A 22,182-nucleotide genomic window follows, 5' to 3' on the forward strand; every position below is an offset into this window, starting at 1 on the left:
AATCGATATCCCGCTCACGACGGCGAGGGAGGGGAGGGCCGCCGCTGTTGGGCAGGCTCACCCTGGGGCTGTTGCCGCTCGCGCTCACGGCGGGGCTGGTGGGGGCGGCGGGTCCGAGCGCCGCTGCCGCCACCGGGCCGGTCGCCGGGCAGGTTCAGCCGAGCGATCGCGAGCGTGCGGTGCGGGCGTGGCTCAACGGCGGCCCCCGGCTCCACGCACTCGCGGAGGCCGCGCTCGCGGGCTCCGACCAGGACGTGAAGCGGTTCGTTGAGAACGAACTCGCCGGGGCGCAGAGTGCGGATGACCTGCTCGCCGCCACGCAGATCTCCAGCGTGGGCGGGCCGAAGGTTCGCGAGGCCGCCGACAAGGCGATCGAGGGGACGGCCGCGGACCGACGAGCCTTCCTGGAGAGCGGCTGGCAGGCGGCGCTCGACGCGGACCGGCGGCTGTGGATCACCCGGATCACCGACCCCGCGATGGGCGCCGGACGGAATCTTCAGGCCGCGGGCGACGCCGCACTGCGCAGCAACACCAGTGACGACCTGCAGCGGTTCCTGACCGAGGGCCAGTTCCCGGCGAAGGACGCCGACGACCGGGTCAAGCTGGTCCAGATCCTGAGCTCCGGTGGCCCCAACGTCCAGGCCGCGGCGCGTCTCGCGCTGAACGGCACGATCCAGGACGTGCGCGACTTCCTCGCCGTCGGCCGGTACATCGCGCAGAGCCGTGACCAGGAGCGCGCGAGCATCGCGCAGCTGGCGCAGCAGGCCAAGGACGCGAGCGCCCAGGCGGCCCAGGAGACGGCCGCGGCGATCGAGGCCAAGGACACGGCGGTCCACGAGGCGCAGAAGGCCATGGAGGCCGCCGCGCGGGCCGCGTCCGAGACCCAGCAGGCCGGCAACGACGCGGCCAAGGCCACCGCCGCCGCGAACGACGCCGCCAGTGCGGCCGACCGCGCGGGTGCCGCGGCGAAGACGGCGATGGCGGCCGCCCGCGCGGCCAACGCGGGTGCACGCGCGGCCGCCTACGCGGCGTCGAACGCGGCCGCCGCGGCGGCAGGGGCCCAGCGCGCCGCGGCGAACGCGCGGACGGCGGCTGCCGCGGCGGCCGGTGACGCGACCAAGGCGCACGAGGCACGGGTGGCGGCGGACGCCGCCGACGCCGCGTCCAAGATCGCCGCGGACGCGAACGCCACGCTCGTCAAGGCGAACGAGGCCGCCAAGAGCAGCAAGGACGCGGCGGGTGCCGCGCTCAGTGCCAAGGGCAACGCGGATTCCGCGGCGGGTTCGGCCGAGCAGGCCGGTGCCTACGCGGACAGCGCCGGCGGCCAGTCGGCGAAGGCCAAGCAGGCTGCGGCGGCGACGCGCCGCGCGGCCGCCGAGGCCGGCCGTGCCGCCGCCGCCTCGCAGCAGCTGGCCGGGGAGGCATCCACGCAGGCCGAGGCCGCCAAGGCGCTCCTGAAGTCCGCGGGCGAGCACGCCGCCGCGGCGGCGCAGGCCGCCCGTGCCGCCGCCGACCACGCCGGTCAGAGCAGCAACGCCGCGCAGGAGTCCACCGACCACGCGAACGCCGCCTCCGGCTTCGCCGCGGACGCCCAGACCGCGGTCGACAAGGCCAACGAGATCCAGGACCTGGCCCGCCGCACCGAGGCCGAGGACCTGACCAACCGCACCGCGGCGGCCGTGGAGAAGGCCCGCAAGGCCAAGGCCGACCAGGCCGACAAGCAGGCGCAGACCGACCAGGCCGCCCAGGAGGTCCAGAAGGCGAAGGCTGAGGCCGAGCGCCTTGCCCAGCTGGCCAACCAGCCCGGCGCCACCCCGGCCCAGGTCGCCACCGACGGCCGCAAGCTCGCCCTGATCTCCCGCAAGATCTCCGGGGAGTGGGGAGCCTCGGCAGCCGAAGCTGCTCTCACGGGCTCGGACGCGGCCGTCTTCTCCTACCTCAAGGCCGGCCGACAGCAGGCTGGGGAGCAGGACGCCCGCGCCCGCGCCACCTCGGTCTACACGAACACGGAAAACGGTGCGGTCCGCGACGCTGCCTACACGGCGCTTCAGGGCGGCGGCGCGCAGGTCAGCGCCTTCCTGGCCAGCGGTCAGGACGAGGCTGCGGCGCCGGACAACCGGCTGACGATCACCCGCATCAGCGACAACGCCGGCCCGGCCGTCAAGGCCGCCGTCGACGCCGCGTTGCGGGTCAACACCCCCGCCGCGCTACGGGACTTCCTCGGCAAGGGACTGTCGGACGCCCAGGCCGCGGACGATCGCCTCACCGCCACCCGTCTTGAGGACGCGCAGACCACCGAGCCCGAGCTCAAGGCCGCGGCGAAGATCGCCCTCGAAGGCCCCGTTCAGGACCTGCGCGCCTTCGTGGCCGAAGGCCAGTACACCGCCCAGCAGAAGGACCGGCTCACCGCTGTCCACGTCGCGGACGTCAAGGGCCTGATCGCCGAAGCCACTGCCGCCGCCGCGACCGCCCAGAAGAACGCGGCCACGGCCCAGGCCGCTGCTGCCATCGCCCGCGACGCCGCCACCGAGGCCAAGGGCTACGAGGTCGCGGCTCAGGCTTCGGCCAACACCGCTGCCGAGCACGTCGCCAAGGCCCAGGCCGCCGCCGACGCCGCCCAGGCCGACGCCACCAAGGCTGCGGCAGCCGCGAAGACCGCCGGCGCAGCCAAGGCCTCCGCCAACCGGGATGCCGCCAGCGCTGTTTACTCCGCCAACCGGGCCGAGCGGTCGGCACGGGAGGCGCGGTGGGCCGCAAGCGACGCAAACAACTCCGCAGCCGAAGCCCGCGCTTCCGCAGAGGCGGCTGGTAAGGACGCGACGGCCGCGCAGGCCGCCTCCGACGATGCCCATGCGAACTACCAGGCCAAGTACGAGGCCGAGGAGAAGGCCCGGATCGCCCAGGTCGAGGCAGATCGCGTGGCAGCTCAGAAGGAGCTGGAGGAGCAAGCCGCGAAGGCGAAGCAGGATGCGATCGCGGCTATGGAGGAGGAGATCAAGAAGCAGAAGGCGGACAACGACAACGCCAACGCCTTCTACCACATTATTTCTGAGAGCATCCACTTCACGCTCGACATCATCGGTGGCGCCGGCGGGGTCTTTGCCCCCGGGCTCGCCGACATCGCCGACCTCGTCAACTGCGCCTACTACGCCGTCGAGGGCCGCACTACCGACGCAGTCACCTCTTGCATCGGCGCGATCCCCTTCATCGGTGATGGCGCCGCGGTGGCCAAGTTCGCCCAGTGGGCCAAGAAGTTCGGCTCCTGGGGCGAGAAGGCCGTCGAGTTCATCAAGAAGCTCGTCGGGCGTCTCCCCTCGTCGTGCCCGGGTCTGAACAGCTTCCCGGCCGGCACCCGCGTTCTGATGTTCGATGGCTCTACTCGAGTGATCGAGACCGTGCGGATCGGCGACGAGGTCCTCGCCACCGACCCCACCACCGGAGTGACCGGCCCCCGCAAGGTCTCGGCCACTATCTACACGCCGGATGACCGTGATTTCACGGACATCTCCCTGGGTGCCGGGCAGTCCGTGACCAGCACGGATCACCACCCCTTCTGGTCCGAGAGTCGGCAGCAGTGGGTCGACGCCGCTGACCTCCAGGCGGGCGACGAACTGCGCAACTCGACCGGACAGCCCCAGCGCATCGCCGGCGTCCGGCACTGGAACACCCTCCAGCCCGCCTACAACCTCACCGTCGACGACCTCCACACGTACTATGTACTGGCTGGCTCGACCCCGGTCCTGGTCCACAATTCCAGTGGATGCGGAACGGGAACGGTCTGGGATCAAATAAAGGCCACTCAGCCAAATTATGTCGGAAGTCAGCTTCCCCGGTCGTTTGAGTTCTCCGCGGGTGACGTTCAGGTGTGGGTGCATGGAAATGCAACAGAGCACATTGCGGAGTACCTCTCCGGGATGGCCGGGCGTGGTGCAACAAAGGCTCAGATAGATATGGCTGCGCAGGCTCAGCTTGCGAGCCTGCAGTCTGCGGTGCGTGAGGCGGGGAAGGGAGGACTCCCCTACGAGACCCTGATGGTTGTGGGGGGTTGGGAGCTGAAATTCAGTGCACCGCGCAACCCTGGGCAACTTCCCGCTCTGATTCATGCCCTTTACACGGAGTGATTGGTAAGTTGTGTGATATCTGTACTTGGCGCAGCAGGCTGCGAAGGTGCGTATCTCGAGATCGATCCTTGGATCGCTATGAAGGTTGCCTGGGAACCTAGGATTCAGGGGCGGCCTTTGTATCTCAGGGTTTCTGGGATCAACGGCGGCGAGGTCGAGATGAAGATCGACCCGGTTTCCGGAGCGCTCGGCCAATTGGTCGTCATCGATGCCCCTCCGCGGGTCGAAGTGGGAAATAGGATCCCCCTTGATGGAGGGGATCACAATCTAACCCCGATTCTTGATCGATCCATTTGGGGTTGGAAAGAGAATCCGGACGGCGTGACGCTTGACGGTCCCATTGCTTCCTCGGTTGAGGGGCTGGGATTTATTCAGTCGGAAGAGCGGATCGGTCTGGTGTTTTCCGATCGAGAGCCTGTCCGGTATTTGCGTTGCGAAAACATCGCAGTCGCAGTCTCGGATGACGGTGCTCTGGTGGAGATCTCGGCCTTCCTGTAGCCCGCCGCGCTCGTTATTGCGGGCGCGGCGGGGCTGGAAGGGTTTTCTGAGATTTCCGCGGGTAGCCCCACCGAAGAACTTCGGTGGGGCTACCCGCGTTTTGGCAGGAGGGCCCATGAGGACGTCTGCGACGGCGCGGTGACGTGAGGGCGACATCTGAGGAGCTGAGGTGAGTCACGGTGGTAAGACTGCGTCGTTTCAAGTGCGTCAGGGCCCGGGCGGTTACGGGTGGGTGAGGCGCAGCGCCAGGTCGCGGGCGTGGGTGGCGGCGGTGGGGCCGCGGGTGGGGTCGGGGGCTTCGGAGAGGAAGACCAGGGCGAGCATCAGGGCGGCGTCCAGGCGGCAGGCGAGGAGGCAGGGGTCGTCCTCGTCGGGGACGGGGGCGACGGTGGCGTAGCCGGCGCGCAGGGCGGCCAGGTCGAGGTCGTTCTCCGGGTAGCGGGCGTACTCGGCGAGGCGGCCGAACTCCAGGGCGGGGGTGCCGAGCAGGGCGTTGGACCAGTCGAGGAGGGCGGTGGTGCGGCCCCGGTGGCGGCGGATGTTGGAGCTGCGGATGTCGAGGTGGAGCAGGCTGGTCCCGGTGAGGGAGGAGAGGTGGCGGGCCAGGAGGTCGGCGGCCGGGGGCTCGGGCAGGTCGTCGGTGCGGCGGGCGAGTTCGGCCCAGCGGCGGCCTATCCGGGTGGTGAGGACGTCGAGCGTGCTGCCGCCCTCGGCGGCTACGGGGTGCAGCCTCGGTGGCGTCACCTGGTGCAGTTGGGCGAGGAGTTGCCCGAGGGCGTGGGAGTCGAGCGGGGAGCCGTCGTCGTCGACGTAGTCGGAGAGCAGCACGTCGGGGGAGTTCGGGTCGTCGGCGAGGACCAGTTCCCGGGCCCGGGCGACGGGCAGGCCGTGTTCGGCGAGGTGCCGGGCGATGGCGTGCTCCTGGACGAGCAGGGCGCGGGTGTCCACGTACGGATCGTTGGCGTTGGAGTCGAACCTCCGGTGCGCGAGTCGTACGGCGACCGGCGCGCCGTCCCGGTCCAGGGCCCGGAAGACGGTGAACTCCAGTCCCTTGCCGACGAGTTCGAGGCCGCTCAGGCCCCACTGTTCGGCCAGTCGGTCCAGTACGGCGAAACGCTCACTCATTGCGCATCCTCGGGAGTCTTGCGACGGTCGGTCGCCCTGCTGTCCTTCAGCAGGGCGTAGGCGATCGGCAGGCAGGTCAGCAGGGTGACCACGCCGCCGAGGGCGAAGGCGGCGCGCGGCCCGGCGGAGGCGCTCACCCGGCCGAAGACCAGCGCGCCGAGGGGCATCGTGCCCCAGGCGAACAGCCGGTAGACGCCGGTGGCCCGGCCGAGCATCCGGTCCGGGATGATCGTCTGGCGCAGCGAGACGGCGACGACGTTCCAGACCATCAGGGCGAAGCCGGTGGCGCAGTAGGCGGCGGACACCACCCACACCCGGTCGGTCGCCCCCACCGCCAGGCCGGCGAGGCCCATCGTTGCCAGGCCGCCGACCAGCGCGGGGACCCGGCCGATCGCCGTGGAGAGCCGGCTCGCGACCGTGCTGCCGATCACGCCGCCGACCGCCCCGGCGGCCAGCAGCGCCCCGTACGCGGAGTCCGGAAGGCCCAGCACGTCGTGCACCAGGATGACGAAGACGGCGATCTGGCCCAGGTAGACGGCGTTGATGACGCCGGCGGAGACGGTCAGGGCGCGCAGCAGCGGATCGCGCAGGACGAAGGCGACGCCCTCGCGGATGTCCGCCAGCAGGCGGGGGCGGGACTTCTCCGCAGGCGATCCGGATTCGGGGTCGGCTGCGGGGCCAGGGGCGGGTCCGCGGATGCCGCGCAGCAGCACCGCGGAGACCAGGAAGGAGACCGCGTCGATCAGCAGCGGAACGGCCCGGCCCACGGTGAACAGCACGCCGCCGACGACCTGTCCGAGCAGGTCGCGGCCGATCGTCTGGACGGCGAAGAGCCGGCCGTTCGCCGACTCCAGGCGTTCCTCGGGGACGACGCTCGGCAGCAGGGCGAAGGACGCGCAGTCGAACAGCACCTCGCCGACGCCCAGCAGGAAGGCGGCGGTGAGCAGGGGCCAGAAGGTCAGCCGGTCGGCGGCGAGCAGCACGACGGCGAGGACCAGCACCGCCGCGCGCAGCAGGTCGGCGAGGACCATCAGCAGGCGGCGTTCGAAGCGGTCGGCGTAGGCCCCGGCGGGCAGGGCGAACAGCAGCCAGGGCAGCGTGGTCGCGGCGGTGACGGCGGACACCTGGAAGGCGTCGTGCAGCACCGCGGTGGACAGCAGCGGCAGCGCGGCGAAGCGCATGCCGTCGCCGATCGCGGAGGAGGCCGCGGCGCCGATGACCCGGTGGTAGCCGGAGGAGGGACGGACTGCGGTGTCGGTGCTCACCCGCGCGGCTCCGGGAGGGATTCCGGCCCGGCGGGCGCGCTGTCCCAGGCGCCGGCGCCGTCCCCCGCCGAGAAGACGGCGCAGCGCAGTTCGCTGGTGTACCGCTGGCCGTCCACCTCCAGCCAGCGCTGGTCGGGGGCGGGCAGCATCTCGGAGATCTCCAGGGTGCCTTCGGCCCTGGCGGCCAGCCGGCCCAACTGCCGTACCAGCAGGGGGGACTCCCAGTCGACGTAGACCGGCTTCGGTTCGCCGGGGACCTTGACGAAGACGTGCCGGGGCAGCCGGTGTTCGGCGCGCAGCCGGCAGGCGGCGACGAACCGGGCGGCGTCGTCCCGGCCGGTCGGCCGGCCGAGGGCGGTGGTGTCGCGCAGCCGCTCGGCGGGGATGCGCCAGGTCTCGCGCTGCAGGACGACGCGGCCGCAGCGGATGCGCGGGATGTGCGCGAGGTGGGGGGCGTTCAGTCCGGCGCCGCCGAAGTGGCGGGGGAAGGCGAACGGGGAGAGCGGGTCCTGCCGGATGCTCGGGCCGCCGGCCGGGGGCGCCATCAGCCGCAGCCGGCCCTCGACGCCGCGGGCGCGCAGTTCCAGCCGGTCGCCGCGCAGCACCAGGTACAGCTGGGAGGGCTGCAGGACCCGGTCGCGGGTCTGTGCGGAGCGGCCGTAGACCTCCAGGTCGTGGCAGGGGTAGACGAGTTGGGTGGAGGACTTGTCGGGGTGGCCGCGGGACAGGTTGGCGAGGACCTCGTCGTCCGCGAGCAGGGACTGGTAGCCGCGGTACACCTCGGAGAGCAGTTCGGGGGTGTGCTCCTGGATCAGCGGGCCGAAGCTGGTGTGGGTGATGACCTCCCGCACCGCGTGGCAGTCGCCGATGACGGCGGTGAACCGGCCCTCGGCCAGGTCCTCCCGGCTGGCGGCGGCGAACAGGACGTCCGGGTCGCAGACGGCCGGCGGGCTGCTGGGCCGGCCGGCGAGGACGGCCGCCATCCGGTCCCGGTCCACCACGACCTCGGAGCGGTCCGGGTCGGTCGCGGCCCCGCCGAGCAGGGCGGCGCCGATCGCCCGGTCCAGTTCGGCGAGTTCGGCCTCGACGGCTAGGCACTCGCGGGCGATGGCGTCCCGGTCGCGGAAGAACTCGGCGTAGAGCACGTCCAGCGGGATCTCCACCCCGGGGCCGAAGCGCTCGGCCACCCACCGGGTGAGGATGACCAGTTCGCGCCGCATCCGCAGGCGCGGGCCGGCCAGCACGGTCTCGTACACGATGGACAGCTCGTCGGTGATGAAGCGGGCGAGGTCCGGGCCGACGGTCAGGTCGGCGGGACGGCCGCGGGCCTCCTCGAACAGGATGCTGCGGTCGGCGTAGTGCAGGCCGCTGTTGCGGTTGGCGGGGCCGCCGGTCAGCTGCTCGAACCGGGCCTTGCCGGCGGCGAGCGCGGCCGCGCGCTCGGGCAGCGGCAGCCTGGCGAAGCGGGTCAGGTCCGCCTCGAAGCCGTCGATCGCGGCGAGCAGCGGGGCGGCCGGTCCGGCGGGGGCGGCGAGCAGTTGCTCGCGCAGGGCGGCCAGCGGCCGGTGGTCGCCGATCGGGATCTCGAACTCGACGACCACCCATTCGCGGTCGGCGAGTTCGGCGAGTGCCGTGTCGAAGGGGCCGGGGCCGGGCAGCTCGTCCTGCCAGGCCTGCCGCAGTTCGCGCAGAGTGCGTTCGCCGTCGCAGTGCTGCCACAGCCAGGCCTCGTACGGTTCCACCGGCCGCCCGCCGAGGTGCTGGAAGTCCCAGTCGGTGTCCAGGCCGTCGCGGGTGGTGAAGGCGTACAGGTCGATCCGGCCGTCGCGCAGGAAGGACAGCGGGCGGCGCCGGGGCCGGGCGTGGTCGAGCAGGCCGGGGACGGCGGCGGCGCTCTGGGCGAGCTTCTCGGCGGCCCAGTGGCTGAACAGCGCGTGCCGTTCCAGCTCCCGCTCGCCGGTCCAGGTGATGCCGGGGGCGGTGCCGAGGCGGCCGGGGGTGAAGGGGCCGAAGTGCGAGTGGGTCTCGTTCTTGGTGGTGACCCGTTGGAGGTACATGGTGAGCAGGTCGGTCATCTTGCGGGTGCGCCGGCCGGTCGTGCCGTCGTGGCCGTCGAGCCAGGCGGCGAAGGTGGGGTAGGCGGAGTCGTTGGAGAGCAGCAGGACCTGCCGCAGGCGTTCGTCGCCGAAGGCCTCGACCACGGCGGCCCCGGCCCGGTCGAGGCGGTCCTGGTGCCGGGCGGCGAAGCGGGTCTGCTCCTCGGCGAAGTGCCGGGCGGCGTCCTGGTAGCCGCGCAGGGTTGCGGCCGCCTCGGCGGGTACGGCGGCGGCCGCGGCGGCGAGCGCGGGCTCGGGGACGGGCAGCAGGAAGCCGGCCGGGGAGGAGAGCCGGGCGGCGCCGGGCACCGGGTGCCGGCGCAGGGCGGCCTTGAACTCCTCGGCCAGCGCCTTCAACCGCTGCCCGTGGGCGACGAGTTCGCGGGCCTCCTCGGCGGCGGCCGGGTCCGCCAGGGGCGCGAGCAGCTCCATCGGGAAGCCGGCCTGGCGGAGCACGACGACCGGCGCGAGCTGCCAGGCGACGCGCGCACCGGGCTCGGCGGTGCTGGTCCGGGGGTCGTTGACGGTGGTCACAGCCTCACCTGGGAATCGAGTGGACGGGCGGACGCCGGTCGTGCAGGGCGTCCAGGACGGCGAGCGGGTCGGCGGGGAGCGCGGGCAGCAGGCCGGGGCTCGGCGCCCAGGGCTTGACCCGCACCCCGTGGTAGTCGGACCCGGCGGTGGCGACCAGGCCGAGCCGCCCGGCCGCCGCGGCGAGCCGGGCGCTGTCGGCCGGGGTGTGCCAGCTGGTCCACACCTCCAGCCCGGCCAGGCCGGCCGCGCGCAGCGGCTCCAGCAGCGCCGCGCACTGCGGGGTGTCCAGGCCGGCGGTGAGCGGGCCGGGGTGGGCGAGGACGGCGACCCCGCCCGCCTGCTCGATCCAGGACAGCACCTCCACCAGGTCGGGGTTGACCGGGTGTTCGACGTGCAGCGGCCGGCCGGGCCGGCACCAGTCGGCGACGAGGCGGGCGAAGCGGTCGTCGCCCTCGCGGTACGGGGCGAACCGGGGGTCGCCCTCGGCGGCCTCCAGCAGCAGGGCCAGGTAGTCGTTGACGTAGGCGACCCGGTCGCCGCCGAGGCGCCGCTCGACGTCGGCCCGGGCGAGCGGCACCCCGAGGGCCTGCGCCCGGTCGGTCCAGGTGCGCCACCAGGCCAGTTCGGCGTCGTGGACGCGCCCGATCCGCTGCCGGAACGGTTCGTCGCCGGGGTCGACGAAGTAGGCCAGGCAGTGGGTCTCCTCGCCGCGCCAGCTGGTGGTGATCTCGCAGGCCGGTACCACGGTGAGGCGCCCGCCCGCGGCCCGCTCGAAGGCGGCGACGCCCGCGAGGGTGTTGTGGTCCGTCACGGCGGCCACCCGCAGGCCGGCCTCGACGCACCGCCGGGCCAGTTCGGCCGGCGCCTCGTCGCCGTCCGAGTGCCGGGTGTGCAGGTGCAGGTCGACCGGGGTGGCCAGGGTGGCGGGCGCGCCCCGCATCAGCAGGCCCCCCGCATCGGCTGGATCGGCATCAGCAGGCCCCCCGCATCAGCGGGCTCCGGGCAGGGTGCGCCGCCAGGAGGCGGCCAGCCAGCGCTCGTACTCGGGGCCGGACGGGTCGTCCACGACGAGGCAGAGCGGTTCGATGATCCGCCCCGCGCCGCCGGCCAGGCCGCCGTGCAGCATGGTCAGGTTGTGGCCGAGCAGCAGGTCGCAGTGCTCGCCCGGGGCGAGCACCTCCCAGCGGCGGCGGAACCGCGCCCAGGTCAGGCCGGTGGCCATGAGCACCTGGTGGCAGAAGAGCCGGGCCGCCTCGCCCCGGCACTCGCCGCACGGACAGCCGTGGGCCAGCGGCACGGCGGCGGGGAAGCGCCGACGTTCCTCCTTGGTCAGCACGGCCTCGCCGTGGTGGAAGGACAGGCCGTGCCAGAGCGGCTCCTCCAGTCCGAGCATGGCGCCCAGCGAGGGGTAGGCGCAGCCGTGCTCCGGCTGGCGCTCCAGGCCGCGGGCCAGGTTGCCGCCGAGCCAGCGCGCCGCGGTGGCCGCGGGGTCCGGCCCCCGGTCGATGCCGCGCCGCTCCAGCACGTCGTCGATCACGCCGAGCCAGTCGTAGTACGTGGTGACGCTCAGCCCCTCGCCGACCTCGGGCAGGAAGATGCCCTGGTACATCTTGTGCGCGGGGGTGGTGGTGTACCCGGAGTCGCCGTAGGTGCGCCGGGCCGGGTCCCAGCCGGGGTCGTCCTGGAGACTGGGCGTCAGGTACGAGCAGTGCTGGCCGTCGTGGTGGGGCAGCAGGGTCCGGGTGGTGAAGCCCTCGGGCACGTGGGTCTGCTGCGCCCGGTCGACCTCCAGCCGCATCCGCGCGGGGGCGCCGCGGGCGATCAGCGTGGTGCGGACGCGTTCGACGATGGAGGTGGACAGCCGCCGGCTGTCCTCGACCCCGAGCCGCAGCCGGCCGATCCGGAAGACCGCCCAGCCGGTCCGGTGGATGACCTCGACGGCCTCGGCGGCGAGGGCGTCCAGCGCCCGCTCGCGCTCGGCGGGGGCGTCGGAGAGCAGCGGGGTGCAGTCGAACCGCGCTTCGTGGGAGGTGAATCTCACCGGTGCTCCTGGGGTGCGGAGGGGGTGCCGGGGGCCCAGGGCGCGAGTTCGGCCGGGGCCACGTCGGTGCGGAACAGGAACTCGAAGAGCAGTCGGGCGGCGATCTGCGCGGTGCCGCCGGACGGGTCGTAGCGGGGCGCGATCTCGGCGATGTCGACGGCGCCGACGGGCAGCGCCCGCAGCTCCTCGTAGACGTCGAGGAGGTCGCCGATGCCGATGCCGCCCATGGTGACGTGCCCGGTGCCGGTCGCCGCGGCACTGTCGAGCACGTCGATGTCGAGGGAGACGTAGACGGTGTCGCAGCGCGAGCCGAGGTCCTCGATCACCGGGCGCAGGGCCGCGGCGGCGCCGTCCCGGGTGATGGAGGAGCCGGGTACGACGTGGAAGCCGCTGTCGAGCAGGCCGCGGAACTGGTCGTACTTGGTGACGTCCCCGACGCCGACGAAGGCGATGTCCTCCGGGCGCATCCCCGGGATCTCGCTGATCCGGCGGGAGTTGGAGCCGTGGTACAGCGGACCGTGCAGGGTGCTCCAGTTGCCGAAGTCGAAGTGGTGGTCGATGTTGATGAACCCCACCCGGCCGGCGCCGCGGTCGAGCCGTCCGGCGCGGAAGCCGGCGAAGGTGGGGAAGGTGCAGGAGTGGTCGCCGTTGAGGAAGATCAGGCGCGGGGCGTTGCAGCTCAGGCGGCGGCTCTCGGCGGCGACGGCCTGGAAGGTCTTCACCGTGTCGGTCGGGTAGATGTGCAGGTCTCCGGCGTCCGCGACGCTGGGCGCGTGGTAGCGGAAGGTCTGCCCGGTGCGGGTGTCCAGCATCCGCCACTGGCCGAGGCTGGTGAGGTAGCTGGAGAAGACCAGGCTGGCCTGGCGGATCGCCCGCGGCCCTTCCGCGGCGCCCGGGCGGGAGCTGGCGGTGGCGTCGTAGGGCACACCGGACGCCACCCAGCCCGTCTCGCCGACGTCCACCTGGTCGGCGGTGGTGGTGGGGGCGCCGAACAGGGTGCCGACGCCGGCCCAGCCCGGCAGCGGGTCCTGCTCGAAGTCCTCGGGCTTGACGCTGTTCCGGAGCGCTTCGAAGTCGGGGAGCTCGGTCATGTCAGTCCTCCTGCACGGCGGACGCGGCGGGCACGCCGGGCGCCGTGGGTGCGGTGGGCGCGGCGGGCGGGGTGGGCGCGGCGGCGGGCAGCGGGGTTCGGATGACGTCGTGCGCGGCGGCGATCTTCTCCTGGAACAGGTCCCAGCTGGCCTCGGGGGACAGGTGCCGGGGCCGGTAGACGACCGGGGCGTCCTCCCGCCAGTCGGCGAAGTCCCAGTTGAAGATGCGCTCGCGCAGCCTGGGGAAGTCCGGGGTGAGCGGGTACGGCACGAAGTTGTACAGGTTGAAGAGCCACAGCGCCGATTCGTTCTCCCGCATCCAGGCGACGGTCTGGCCGTGCGCGGCCTCCGTCTCCTCGTCGAGGCCGCCCATCATGTTGAGGACGATCTTCAGCCCGGCATCGCTGAGTTGACGGATCTTCGAAGTGTAGTCGTCCAGGCCGCGGGAGAGCTTGTTGAGCCGCTTCAGCATCTGCGAGTCGGCCGACTCGAAGCCGAGCTCCACGGCGACGACGCCGAGTTCGAGCATGGCCTCGACGATCCACTCCTTCACCTGCATCACGTGGGTCTGCACGATGAAGCGGTAGCCGGGGCGGTCGCGGAAGACATCCAGCAGGTTGCCGACGGCCTCGCGGGACTGGCCGAAGGTCTTGTCGCCGATGTAGAAGAGCCGGGTGTCGGGGAACCGGGTGGTCAGCTCGTCCACCTCCTGGGCGAGCGCGTCCTTGGCGACCAGGGTGAGCTGCTTGCTCCAGGCGTCGCCGCAGAACGAGCACTGGTACAGGCAGCCGTGGCTGGCGTTGAGCCGCAGCAGCGGGACCCGGCCGTGGTAGCCGCCGAGGTGGCGGTAGTCCGGCGCCCAGGTGATCCGGTCGGAGACCAGGCCGGGCAGCAGGGGCTTCTCCAGGCTGCCGCCGGAGCCGGAGGCGAGTTCGACGAGGCGGCGCACGAAGCCGGCGTCGAGCTGGCCGCGGTGCACGGCGTGCACGGCGCCGTCCGGGGCGAGCGGGGCCATGTTCCCGCCGAGGACGACGCGCCGGCCGGCGTGCTCCAGCCGCTTGGCCACCTCCAGGGCGAGGCGGAGGTTCTGGGCGAGCGGGGACATCAGGACCAGGTCACCGGGGGCGGTCGCGTCCAGCAGCGGTTCGGCGCAGTCCTCCGGCTCGGCCGGGGTCCTGGACAGGTCGCGGAAGACGGAGTCGAGCCCCGCGGTGTTCAGCAGGGCGGTCAGGTGGGCGACCCACAGCGGCATCTCCCACAGGCCGTCGGTCGGGATGAAGTACTCGGGCAGCAGGGCCCGGAAGCGCCGGTCGTAGTCGTCGTAGTAGCGCGACAGGTTCGGGTCGGGGTCGTGGCTGGAGGGGAAGGGCAACTGGACGATGCAGCTCTTGGTCATGAGCGGTGCCTTCGGTCGGTGAGGGCGTGGGGTCCTCGACGTGGAGCACTCAGTGGGACCGGCGCGAGAAGACCGCACAACGCAGCTCGCTGGTGTGACGTTCTCCGTCGATGTCGAGCCAGAGGTGCTCCGGGGCGGGGAGCATTTCGCTGAACTCCAGGGGGACGGCCGTCCTCCGGGCGAGCCGGAGGACCTGCCGGACGATGAGGGGGGACTCCCAGTCGACGTAGACCGGTTTCGGCTCGCCGGGGATCTTCAGGAAGCCGTGGCGCGGCAGGCCGAGGTCGCGGCGGAGCCTGCGGGCGGCGGCGAACCCGGGGGCGTCGCCCTTGGACCGGTGGACGCCGGGGCTCCAGCCGCGCAGCGCCTCGGCGGGGATGCGCCAGCGCTCCCGGTGCAGCACGATCCGGCCGCAGCGGATGCGGGGCACGTGGTCGCGGTCCCGGTCGCGGATGCCGACCCCGCCGAAGTGCCGGGGGAAGGCGAACGGGGAGAGCGGGTCCTGGCGGATGCTGGGGCCGCCGGCCAGCGGGGCGAGCAGCTTCAGCCGGCCCGCCAGGCCGTGGGCGCGCAGCTCCATCCGGTCGGCGGTGGCCACCAGGTACAGCCGGTCGGGCCGCAGGACGTCGCCGCGGGCCTTCGGGGAGAGCCCGTACACCTCCAGGTCCGGGCAGGGGTAGGTGAGTTGGGCGCCGGTCTTGTCGGGGTGCGAGCGGGAGAGGTCGACCAGCACCTCGTCCTCGTCGAGCAGTTCCCGGTACCGGGTGTGGATCTCGTCCAGCAGTTCCGGCGCCTCGGCCTGGAGCATCGGGGCGAAGCTGGAGTGGGTGAGCGCCTCGCGCACGGCGTGGCAGTCGCCGACCACGGCGAGGAAGTCGCCGCGGGCGATCGCGGCGGCGTCCGGCGCGGCGAGCATCACGTCCGGGTTGCACAGCGCGGGCGGGGTGTCCGGGTGGCGGGCGAGGAGCTCCTCCAGCCGGGCCCGGTCGACGACGCTCTCGGGCCGGCCGTCCTCGGCGCCGTCCAGCAGCAGGGCGACGACCTCGCGGTCGAGCGCCTCGATCTCCCGGTCCACCTCCTCGCACCGCGCGGCGAGGCGCGGCTTGTCGGCGAAGAAGGCGGCGTAGAAGTCCGGCAGCGGTACGGGCGTGCCGAGGCCGAAGCGCCGTGCCGTCCAGTGCCGCAGGACCTCCAGTTCGCGGCGGATCCGCAGCCGGGGGACGAGCAGGGTCAGGTCGTAGACCGCGGACAGCTCGCGGCCGATCAGCCCGGTGACGTCCGGGCCGAGGACGACGTCCTCGACCGGGCTGTACGCCTCCTCGTAGAGGATGCTCCGGTCGGCGTAGTGCCGGCCCTCGGAGCGGTTGGCCGCCGATCCGGTGACCTCCTCGAAGGCCTCCTTGAGCTCGCCGAGCAGGGCCGCGCGCCGCGCCGTCGGGCCCTCGGCGAAGCGGCGCAGCCCGTCCTCGAAGCGGCGCACCACGGCGAGGTCGGGGGAGTCGTCGGCGAGGTGACCGGCGAGCGAGCGCAGCACGTCGGTGGACCCGATCGGGATCTCCCAGCGTCCGATCAGCCAGTCCTGGTCGACGAGTTCGGCGAGCACGTGGTCGAAGTCGAGGTCGGCCGGGCGGTCCGGGCGTTCGGCCCAGGCGGCGCGCAGCCGCGCGACCGTGCGCTCCCCGTCGCAGTGCTCCCAGAGCCAGGAGCGGTGGGTGTCGAAGGTGTCGGACTTCACGGCGACGAAGCGCCAGCCGTCCGGCATGCCGGTGGTGGACTCGAACGCGTACAGCCGGACCAGGGGGCCCTCGGCGAAGGCGAGCGGGCGCCGGCGGGGGCGCACCGTCTCGAAGGCCTCCGGCCGGGCGCTGAAGACCTCGGCCATCGCCTCGCCCGCCCAGTGGCTGAGCAGGGCGATCCGGCGCAGCGGGCCGGTGGACCAGGTGATGCCGGTGGCGGCGGTGCCCTCGGGGGCCGCCCGGGCGACGGCGAGGGGGCCGAAGTGCGAGTGGGTCTCGTTCTTGGTGGTGACCCGCTGGAGGTACATGGCGAGCAGGTCGGTCATCCGCTTGACGTGTCCGTCCGACCCGGTGCCGCCGGCGGCGATCCAGGCGGTGAACTCCTCGAAGCGGGCGTCGTTGGACAGCAGCAGGACCTGCTGGAGGGAGGGCTCGCGGAACAGGTCCACGACGGTCCGGCGGGCCCGGGCGAGGGCGGCGCCATGCTGCTGTTCGAAGGCCTTCCAGTGGCCGTCCAGGGCCTGCACCGCGTCCTGGTAGCGCTTGGCCGAGTCCAGGGCGGCGGGGCCGAGTTCGGCTTCGAGCCGGGCGAGGTCGGCGGGCGGGAAGGGGCGGAGCATGCCGACGCCGGAGGCGAGGTCGCCCCGGGTGCCGGCCTGTTCCGCGCGCAGGGCGGCCTTCAACTCCCGCCCCAGTTCGACGGCTTTGTCCCGCAGGGCGAGGACGGTGTCGGCGGCCCGGGCGGTCGGTCGGTCGACGACGCGGTCCAGCAGCGAGAGCGGGTAGCCCGCGTGGCGCAGCATCGCGACCGGGGCGAGCGACCACCCCCGGCCGCCGCCCTGTGCGGATCGCACGGTGTCCGGGCGCTGCCTCGGTTCGTCCATGATCGTCCCCTCATGGCTGACTTGATCACGACAGTTCGTGACCATACCCAGGCGTCGAGAGGTCTTTCAATAACGATGTGGTCAACCCGTCGGGTTCCGGCCGGAACTGACCGGTCGACAGCCGAAACTCCGAGGTCGTGCAGCAGGGTCGGGCCATTGGGATGGCCTCGGTGGGGCTCATTCGTCCGGAAGTTGACGATGGATCAGACATCGGGACGGTCGTTACGCGCGCCCTCGGGCCCGGGTCCGGACGCGCCGGAGGGGCGCCCCGGGCGGGGCGCCCCTCCGGGTGGGTCAGGACTGCGCGGCGAGCAGCGCGGCCAGCCCGTCCAGTCCCCGGTCCAGGGTGGCCGGGTCGACCTGGCTGACGGAGAGCCGCAGCTGGTGCTCCCCGCCCGCGCCCGGATAGAAGTGCGACATCGGGGTCCAGATCACCCCGTGCTCCGAGGCCGAGCGTTCCAGCAGCGCGTCGTCGACCACGCACGGCACCGTGAGCACCAGGAAGAACCCGCCGCGCGGCTCGTTCCAGGTCACCCCGCTGCCGGGCGGGAAGCGCTCGGCCAGGCCCTCCAGCACCAGCGAGAGGTTGCGCCGGTAGAGCGCGGCCACCTCGGTGTTGGCGGCCCGCAGGCTGTGGCCGTGCTCCAGCAGCGCGCCGCCGATCACGGCCTGGGCGATCGGCGAGGTGTTCACCGTGGTCATGCTCTTGATCATGCCGAGCAGGTCGGCGAACAGCTCGGTGCCTCCCCGCCCGTCCGCCACCAGCTGGTCCGCCACCACGTAGCCGACCCGGGCGCCGGGCAGGGCCGTCTTGGCGAAGGAGCCGAGGTGGACCACCCGCCGCTCGGTGTCCAGCGCCTTGAGCGAGGGCAGCCGCTCGTCACCGGCGAAGACGCAGTACGGGTTGTCCTCCAGCAGCAGGAAGTCCTCCTCGGCGGCCAGCGCCAGCAGCTCCCGGCGCAGCTCCAGCGGCAGGCTGGCCCCGCTCGGGTTGGCCACGTCCGGCACCAGGTACAGCGCCCGCGGGCGCAGGCCCTCGGCGCGGGCGGCGGCCAGCCGCCGGCGCAGGTCGGCGAGGTCCACGCCGTCCGGGCCGTCGGCCACCGCCCGCACCGGCAGGTCGGCGAGCAGCGCCGCGCCGGTCAGGCCCACGTAGGTGGGGGAGACGGCCAGCACCACGTCCTCGGGGCCGCGGCGCAGCGCCCGCAGCACCAGGAACATCGCCTCCTGGCAGCCCACCGTCACCACGATCGACTCGGCGGGCACCTCGATGCCCTCGTCCGTCGCGAGGTGGGTGGCGATCAGGTCGTGGATGATCCCCTTGGTCCGCCCGTACTGGAGCACCTGGCGGCGGGCCGCCTCCTCGCTCAGCCCGCGCTCGGTGCGCAGGTGGTCGAGGTAGCGGTCCAGGTGGCGGTGGACGGCGTCCAGCTCGAAGAACTGCTCGGCCGGGCGCCCGGCCGCGAAGGAGACCGCCTCCGGGTAGCGGATGGAGATCTCGTTGAGCAGGTTCATCGAGGTCATCGCCGGGTCGGCGAGGGAGGTGTGCAGGCCCGCCAGCAGCAGGTCGTGCGGTGCGGCGATGGTGGTCACGGGGTGCTCCAGGTGGTGCCGGGCAGGGTGGTGGTGCGCAGTTCGGCGGCGGCCCGCAGGTCGGCGCAGCCCGCGAGGCCGAGCGCGTGCCGCAGCTCGGCGGCGAGCAGGTCGAGGACCTCGGTGCAGCCCGCCTCGCCGCCGGCCGCCAGGCCCCAGATCAGCGGGCGCCCGAGCAGGACCCCGGAGGCGCCGAGGGCCAGCGCGGTGAGCACGTCCGAGCCGCCGCGCACCCCGCTGTCCATCAGCACCTGGCAGTCCTCGCCGGCCAGCGCCTCGGCGACGGCCGGCAGGACCGTCACCGCGGGCACGGCCCGGTCGAGCTGGCGGCCGCCGTGGTTGGAGACCACCACGGCCGCGGCGCCGATCCCGGCGGCCCGCCGCGCGTCGGCCGGGTCGAGCACGCCCTTGACCACCAGCGGCAGTTCGGTCTCCCCGCGCAGCCATTCGAGGTCGGCCCAGGTGACGCCGGGGGAGAGCAGTTCGGCGGTGTGCGCGGCCACCGCCGAGACGGCGGCGGTGGACTCGTGCGCCCGACCGGCCGCGCCGCCCTCCAGCAGCGCCGCGCGGACGTCGGCGGGCAGCGCGAAGGCGTTCCTGGCGTCGCGCAGCCGGCGGCCCATGTACGGGACGTCGGCGGTGACCACCAGGGCCTCGCTGCCGGCCTCCTCGGCGGCCCTGACCAGGTCGAGCAGCCGGCCGCGGTCGCGCAGCCAGTACAGCTGGAACCAGAGCGTGGCGCCGGTCCCCGCCAGCTCCTCGAAGCCGACGCTGCTGAGCGTGCCGACGGTGAACGGCACGCCCGCGGCCGCGCAGGCGCGGGCCGAGGCCAGCTCGCCCTCCGGGTGGAACAGCCGGTGGTAGGCGACGGGCGCCACCGCCACCGGCAGGGCCGCCCGGCTGCGCACCAGGGTGGCGGCGGTGTCCCGGGTGCTGACGTCGGTCAGCACCCGGGGCACCAGGCCCACCCGGTCGAAGGCGGCCCGGTTGGCGGCGAGGGTCAGTTCGCGTTCCGCGCCGCCCTCCAGCCACTCCCAGACCTCGGGCGCGAGCGCGGCCCGGGCCCGGTCGGCGTACTCGGCGACGGACAGCACCGGGCGCCCGGCGGCCGGGCCGGCCGGTGGAACGCTTCGGACGGACGCGCTCATCCGGCCACTTCGCCGGCGTTGCGCTGCAGCTCCACGGCCTCGTAGAGGGCGCGGATGTTGTTGCTGCCGAAGTTGCGGGCCCGGATGCGCTCGATCACCTCGAAGAAGTAGGTGTTCCGCGGGTGCTGGGAGCGGGTGAAGATCTGGAACAGCTGGCCGTCGTGGTCCTGGTCGACCAGCAGGTTCAGCTCGCGCAGCTGCTCGAAGGAGTGCCGCAGCGGCGTCAGGCGGTCGGGCAGCGCGTCGTAGTAGGTCTGCGGGGTGCGCAGGAACGGCACGCCGCGCTCGGCCATGGTGGCGACGGAGTGCACCGCGTCCTCGGCGGCGAAGGCGACGTGCTGGACGCCGGCGCCGCCGTGGCCGGTCAGGAAGGAGGCGATCTGGCCGCCCGCGTCCGCGGTGAGCGGCTCGATCAGGGTGAGGGTGACGCTGCGGTCGGCGCTCTGCACGACGGCCGAGTCCATGCCGAGCGTGCCGACCTCGACCCGCTCCTCGAAGATCGTCCGGAAGCCGAAGACCTCGCGGTAGCGGTGCTCGGTCTTGCGCAGCTCGCCGAACGGGATGAGGACCGCGAAGTGGTCGACGGAGTGCAGGCCGACCTCGCCCTCGCCGGTCGGCGCGGCCGGGTCCGGCAGGCCGGGGATGCGGCCGGCGGGGACCTCGGGGCCGCGCTCGACCAGGGTGTGCACCACGTCGCCGAAGGCGTCGACCACCGCGGTGACGCAGCCGTCCGCGGCCTGCGGCTCGCGCAGGGCGGCGGCGCCGCGGGCGGTCAGCGTGCGGAACGCGTCGGTGGCGTCCGGCACCCGCAGGCCGAGGGCGCCCACGCCGTCGCCGTGGCGCTCCAGGTAGTCGGTGGCGGGGTGGCCGGCGGCCAGCGGCTGGGTGATCAGCAGCCGGATGCCGGACTGGCCGACCAGCGCGGACAGGCAGCGCTCGGCGCTGTCGCCGCGCTCGGTCGGCGGGACGAGCAGCTCGAAACCGTACTCCGTGGTCAGCTTGGCGGTCTCGGCGCCCAGGTCGGCCACGTAGAACTCGACGTGGTCCAGCTCGACGGGGATCGGGGTGACGGCGGGCGAGGAACGGTCGGTCATCTGAGGAGCTCTCTCGTGAGGAGGAACGGGAGGGTGCTGAGGGGCGATCGGGCGGGCGGACGTGCCCGGCGGTGCGGGTGCGCGCGGCGGTGGTGCGGGAGTTCGGGCGGTGCGGACGTTCGGCTGGTGCGGGAGTTCGGGTGGTGCGACGTTCACGTGGTGCGGAGTCCGGGCGGGCGGGCCGGTGGGCCGGCCGGGGCCGGTCAGGTGGGCTGGAGGTCCTTGGCGTCCTCCGGCTCGGCCGGGCCGTCGCCCTCGGACGCGCCCTCGGGCTCCGGCGGCTCCGTCGGGGCCTCCGGCTTGCCGATCAGATGGGCGGCCGCGAGCAGCGCGCCGACCACCATCACGCCCAGCACCACCCGGAAGTCCAGGGCGGCCACCAGACCGGAGCCGACGCCCACGGCCAGCGCCTGCGGCGCGGTGAGCGAGAGGTTGACGGCCGCCTGGGCGCGCCCCATCAGCTGCGGCGGGGTGGACGCCTGGGCGGCGGTGGCGAGCCCGACCAGGGCGGCCGGGATGCCCGCGCCCGCGATCACCAGGCCGGCCGACACCACGTACAGCGACGGGGCCAGCAGCAGGACGATGCCGAGGCCGAACACCGCCGATCCCGCCATGACCGTCCGGCGCGGTCCGAGCCGGCCGATCAGCAGACCGCCTACCACCGAGCCGACCAGCGCGCCGACCGCCTCGGTGGTCTCCAGGACGCCGAGGAACTGCGGCGAGCGGTGCAGCCCGTGCTGGGTCAGCGCGAACAGCACCGGCTGGAGCAGGCTCAGCACGAAGCCGGCGCCGGCGGTGGCCACCACCAGCGGTCGCAGCCCGACCGAACCGCGCAGGTGGACGAAGCCTGCCAGCACCTCGGTGCGCCAACGCAGGCCCGAGGGCTCCGGCTTGACCTCCGCCACCCGCAGGGTGAGGAAGCTCAGTGCCGCCAGCAGCAGCACGGCGAGGTCGGCCACGGCCACCACGTGCCCGCCGAACCAGCCGTAGAGCCCGGAGCCGAGCAGCGGTGCCACCAGGGTGGTGCCGGCCCGGGCGCTCTGGGTCAGTCCGGCCGCCGCGCCGAAGTCCTGACGCTCCGTCAGGATGCTGCGCAGCAGCGCGCTCTGCGCCGGGGCCAGGACGGCCCCGGCCAGACCGCAGACCGTGGCGGTGCAGTAGATGATCCAGACCGTGTCCCGGCCGTCGACCAGCAGCAGCGGCAGCAGCGACACCGCCACCGCCAGGTTGACCCCGACCAGCAGCGGCTTGCGCCGGACCCGGTCGGCGAGCAGGCCGCCGAGCGGCAGCAGCAGCAGGGGCGCGGAGAAGCAGAACAGCACCAGACCGGCGGCGGAGTTGCTGCCGGTCAGCACCTTGGCCCAGATGCCGAGGGCGATGGAGAGGGCGCTGTCACCGAGAACGGACAGGGTCTGCCCGGCGAGGTAGCGCCGGAACTCCGGGCGGGCCAACAGCGGGTGCATGGCGGTTCCTTCGCTGCGCCGACGGCGCTTCGGGGTGTGCGGGGGTGTGCGGTGGAACGGGGTGGTGCGGGGCTGTGCGGTGGCGCGGTGGAACAGG

14 protein-coding genes are annotated in these 22,182 nt (G+C 73.4%); 2 read left to right on the forward strand and 12 right to left on the reverse strand.

The window, feature by feature from the left end; all coding sequences use genetic code 11:
• Positions 1–47: 47 nt before the first annotated feature.
• On the forward strand, positions 48–4,121 hold the full coding sequence (locus ACFVVA_RS28170; RefSeq protein ID WP_387693616.1) for a polymorphic toxin-type HINT domain-containing protein: 4,074 nt from the start codon (positions 48–50) through the stop codon (positions 4,119–4,121).
• Between the two features lie 12 nt (positions 4,122–4,133).
• Positions 4,134–4,619, forward strand: coding sequence for a hypothetical protein (locus ACFVVA_RS28175; RefSeq protein ID WP_387693617.1), 486 nt, complete (start codon positions 4,134–4,136; stop codon positions 4,617–4,619).
• 222 nt (positions 4,620–4,841) lie between these two features.
• Here the strand turns inward: ACFVVA_RS28175 and ACFVVA_RS28180 are convergent, their stop codons facing one another.
• The 12 genes from ACFVVA_RS28180 to ACFVVA_RS28235 all read right to left on the reverse strand — a co-directional run bounded on the left by ACFVVA_RS28180 (position 4,842) and on the right by ACFVVA_RS28235 (position 22,085).
• On the reverse strand, positions 4,842–5,744 hold the full coding sequence (locus ACFVVA_RS28180; protein ID WP_387693618.1) for a phosphotransferase family protein: 903 nt from the start codon (positions 5,742–5,744) through the stop codon (positions 4,842–4,844).
• Positions 5,741–7,009 (reverse strand): MFS transporter, encoded by a 1,269-nt coding sequence (locus ACFVVA_RS28185; protein WP_387693619.1) that lies wholly within the window; start codon positions 7,007–7,009, stop codon positions 5,741–5,743. Before ACFVVA_RS28185 ends, ACFVVA_RS28180 begins: the two co-directional genes overlap by 4 nt.
• Positions 7,006–9,639: a lantibiotic dehydratase gene (locus ACFVVA_RS28190; RefSeq protein WP_387693620.1), complete on the reverse strand. Its 2,634-nt coding sequence runs from the start codon at positions 9,637–9,639 to the stop codon at positions 7,006–7,008. The genes ACFVVA_RS28185 and ACFVVA_RS28190 overlap by 4 nt, the downstream gene beginning before the upstream one ends.
• A 4-nt stretch (positions 9,640–9,643) precedes the next feature.
• Positions 9,644–10,579, reverse strand: coding sequence for a PHP domain-containing protein (locus tag ACFVVA_RS28195; RefSeq protein WP_387693621.1), 936 nt, complete (start codon positions 10,577–10,579; stop codon positions 9,644–9,646).
• Between the two features lie 48 nt (positions 10,580–10,627).
• Positions 10,628–11,680 carry a hypothetical protein gene (locus tag ACFVVA_RS28200; RefSeq protein ID WP_387693622.1) on the reverse strand — a complete coding sequence of 351 codons (1,053 nt, stop codon included), beginning with the start codon at positions 11,678–11,680 and terminating at the stop codon, positions 10,628–10,630.
• Positions 11,677–12,771 carry an arginase family protein gene (locus tag ACFVVA_RS28205; RefSeq protein ID WP_387693623.1) on the reverse strand — a complete coding sequence of 365 codons (1,095 nt, stop codon included), beginning with the start codon at positions 12,769–12,771 and terminating at the stop codon, positions 11,677–11,679. Before ACFVVA_RS28205 ends, ACFVVA_RS28200 begins: the two co-directional genes overlap by 4 nt.
• Before the next feature lies 1 nt (position 12,772).
• Entirely contained in the window at positions 12,773–14,167 is a 1,395-nt protein-coding gene (locus ACFVVA_RS28210; RefSeq protein ID WP_387693625.1) for a B12-binding domain-containing radical SAM protein, read from the reverse strand.
• Positions 14,168–14,216: 49 nt separating this feature from the next.
• Positions 14,217–16,787: a lantibiotic dehydratase gene (locus tag ACFVVA_RS28215; protein ID WP_387693626.1), complete on the reverse strand. Its 2,571-nt coding sequence runs from the start codon at positions 16,785–16,787 to the stop codon at positions 14,217–14,219.
• Between the two features lie 294 nt (positions 16,788–17,081).
• Positions 17,082–18,311, reverse strand: a complete 1,230-nt coding sequence (locus ACFVVA_RS28220) for an aminotransferase class I/II-fold pyridoxal phosphate-dependent enzyme (protein WP_387693643.1) — start codon at positions 18,309–18,311, stop codon at positions 17,082–17,084.
• Positions 18,312–18,376: 65 nt separating this feature from the next.
• Positions 18,377–19,528 (reverse strand): alpha-hydroxy acid oxidase, encoded by a 1,152-nt coding sequence (locus tag ACFVVA_RS28225; protein ID WP_380548029.1) that lies wholly within the window; start codon positions 19,526–19,528, stop codon positions 18,377–18,379.
• Positions 19,525–20,622: a 4-hydroxyphenylpyruvate dioxygenase gene (gene hppD, locus ACFVVA_RS28230; protein WP_387693627.1), complete on the reverse strand. Its 1,098-nt coding sequence runs from the start codon at positions 20,620–20,622 to the stop codon at positions 19,525–19,527. Before hppD ends, ACFVVA_RS28225 begins: the two co-directional genes overlap by 4 nt.
• A 203-nt stretch (positions 20,623–20,825) precedes the next feature.
• Complete coding sequence (locus tag ACFVVA_RS28235; protein ID WP_387693628.1) at positions 20,826–22,085, reverse strand: MFS transporter; 1,260 nt, start codon at positions 22,083–22,085, stop codon at positions 20,826–20,828.
• Positions 22,086–22,182: the final 97 nt, after the last annotated feature.

The sequence above is a fragment of the Kitasatospora sp. NPDC058048 genome (assembly GCF_042885555.1).
GTDB lineage: Bacteria > Actinomycetota > Actinomycetes > Streptomycetales > Streptomycetaceae > Kitasatospora > Kitasatospora lactacystinica.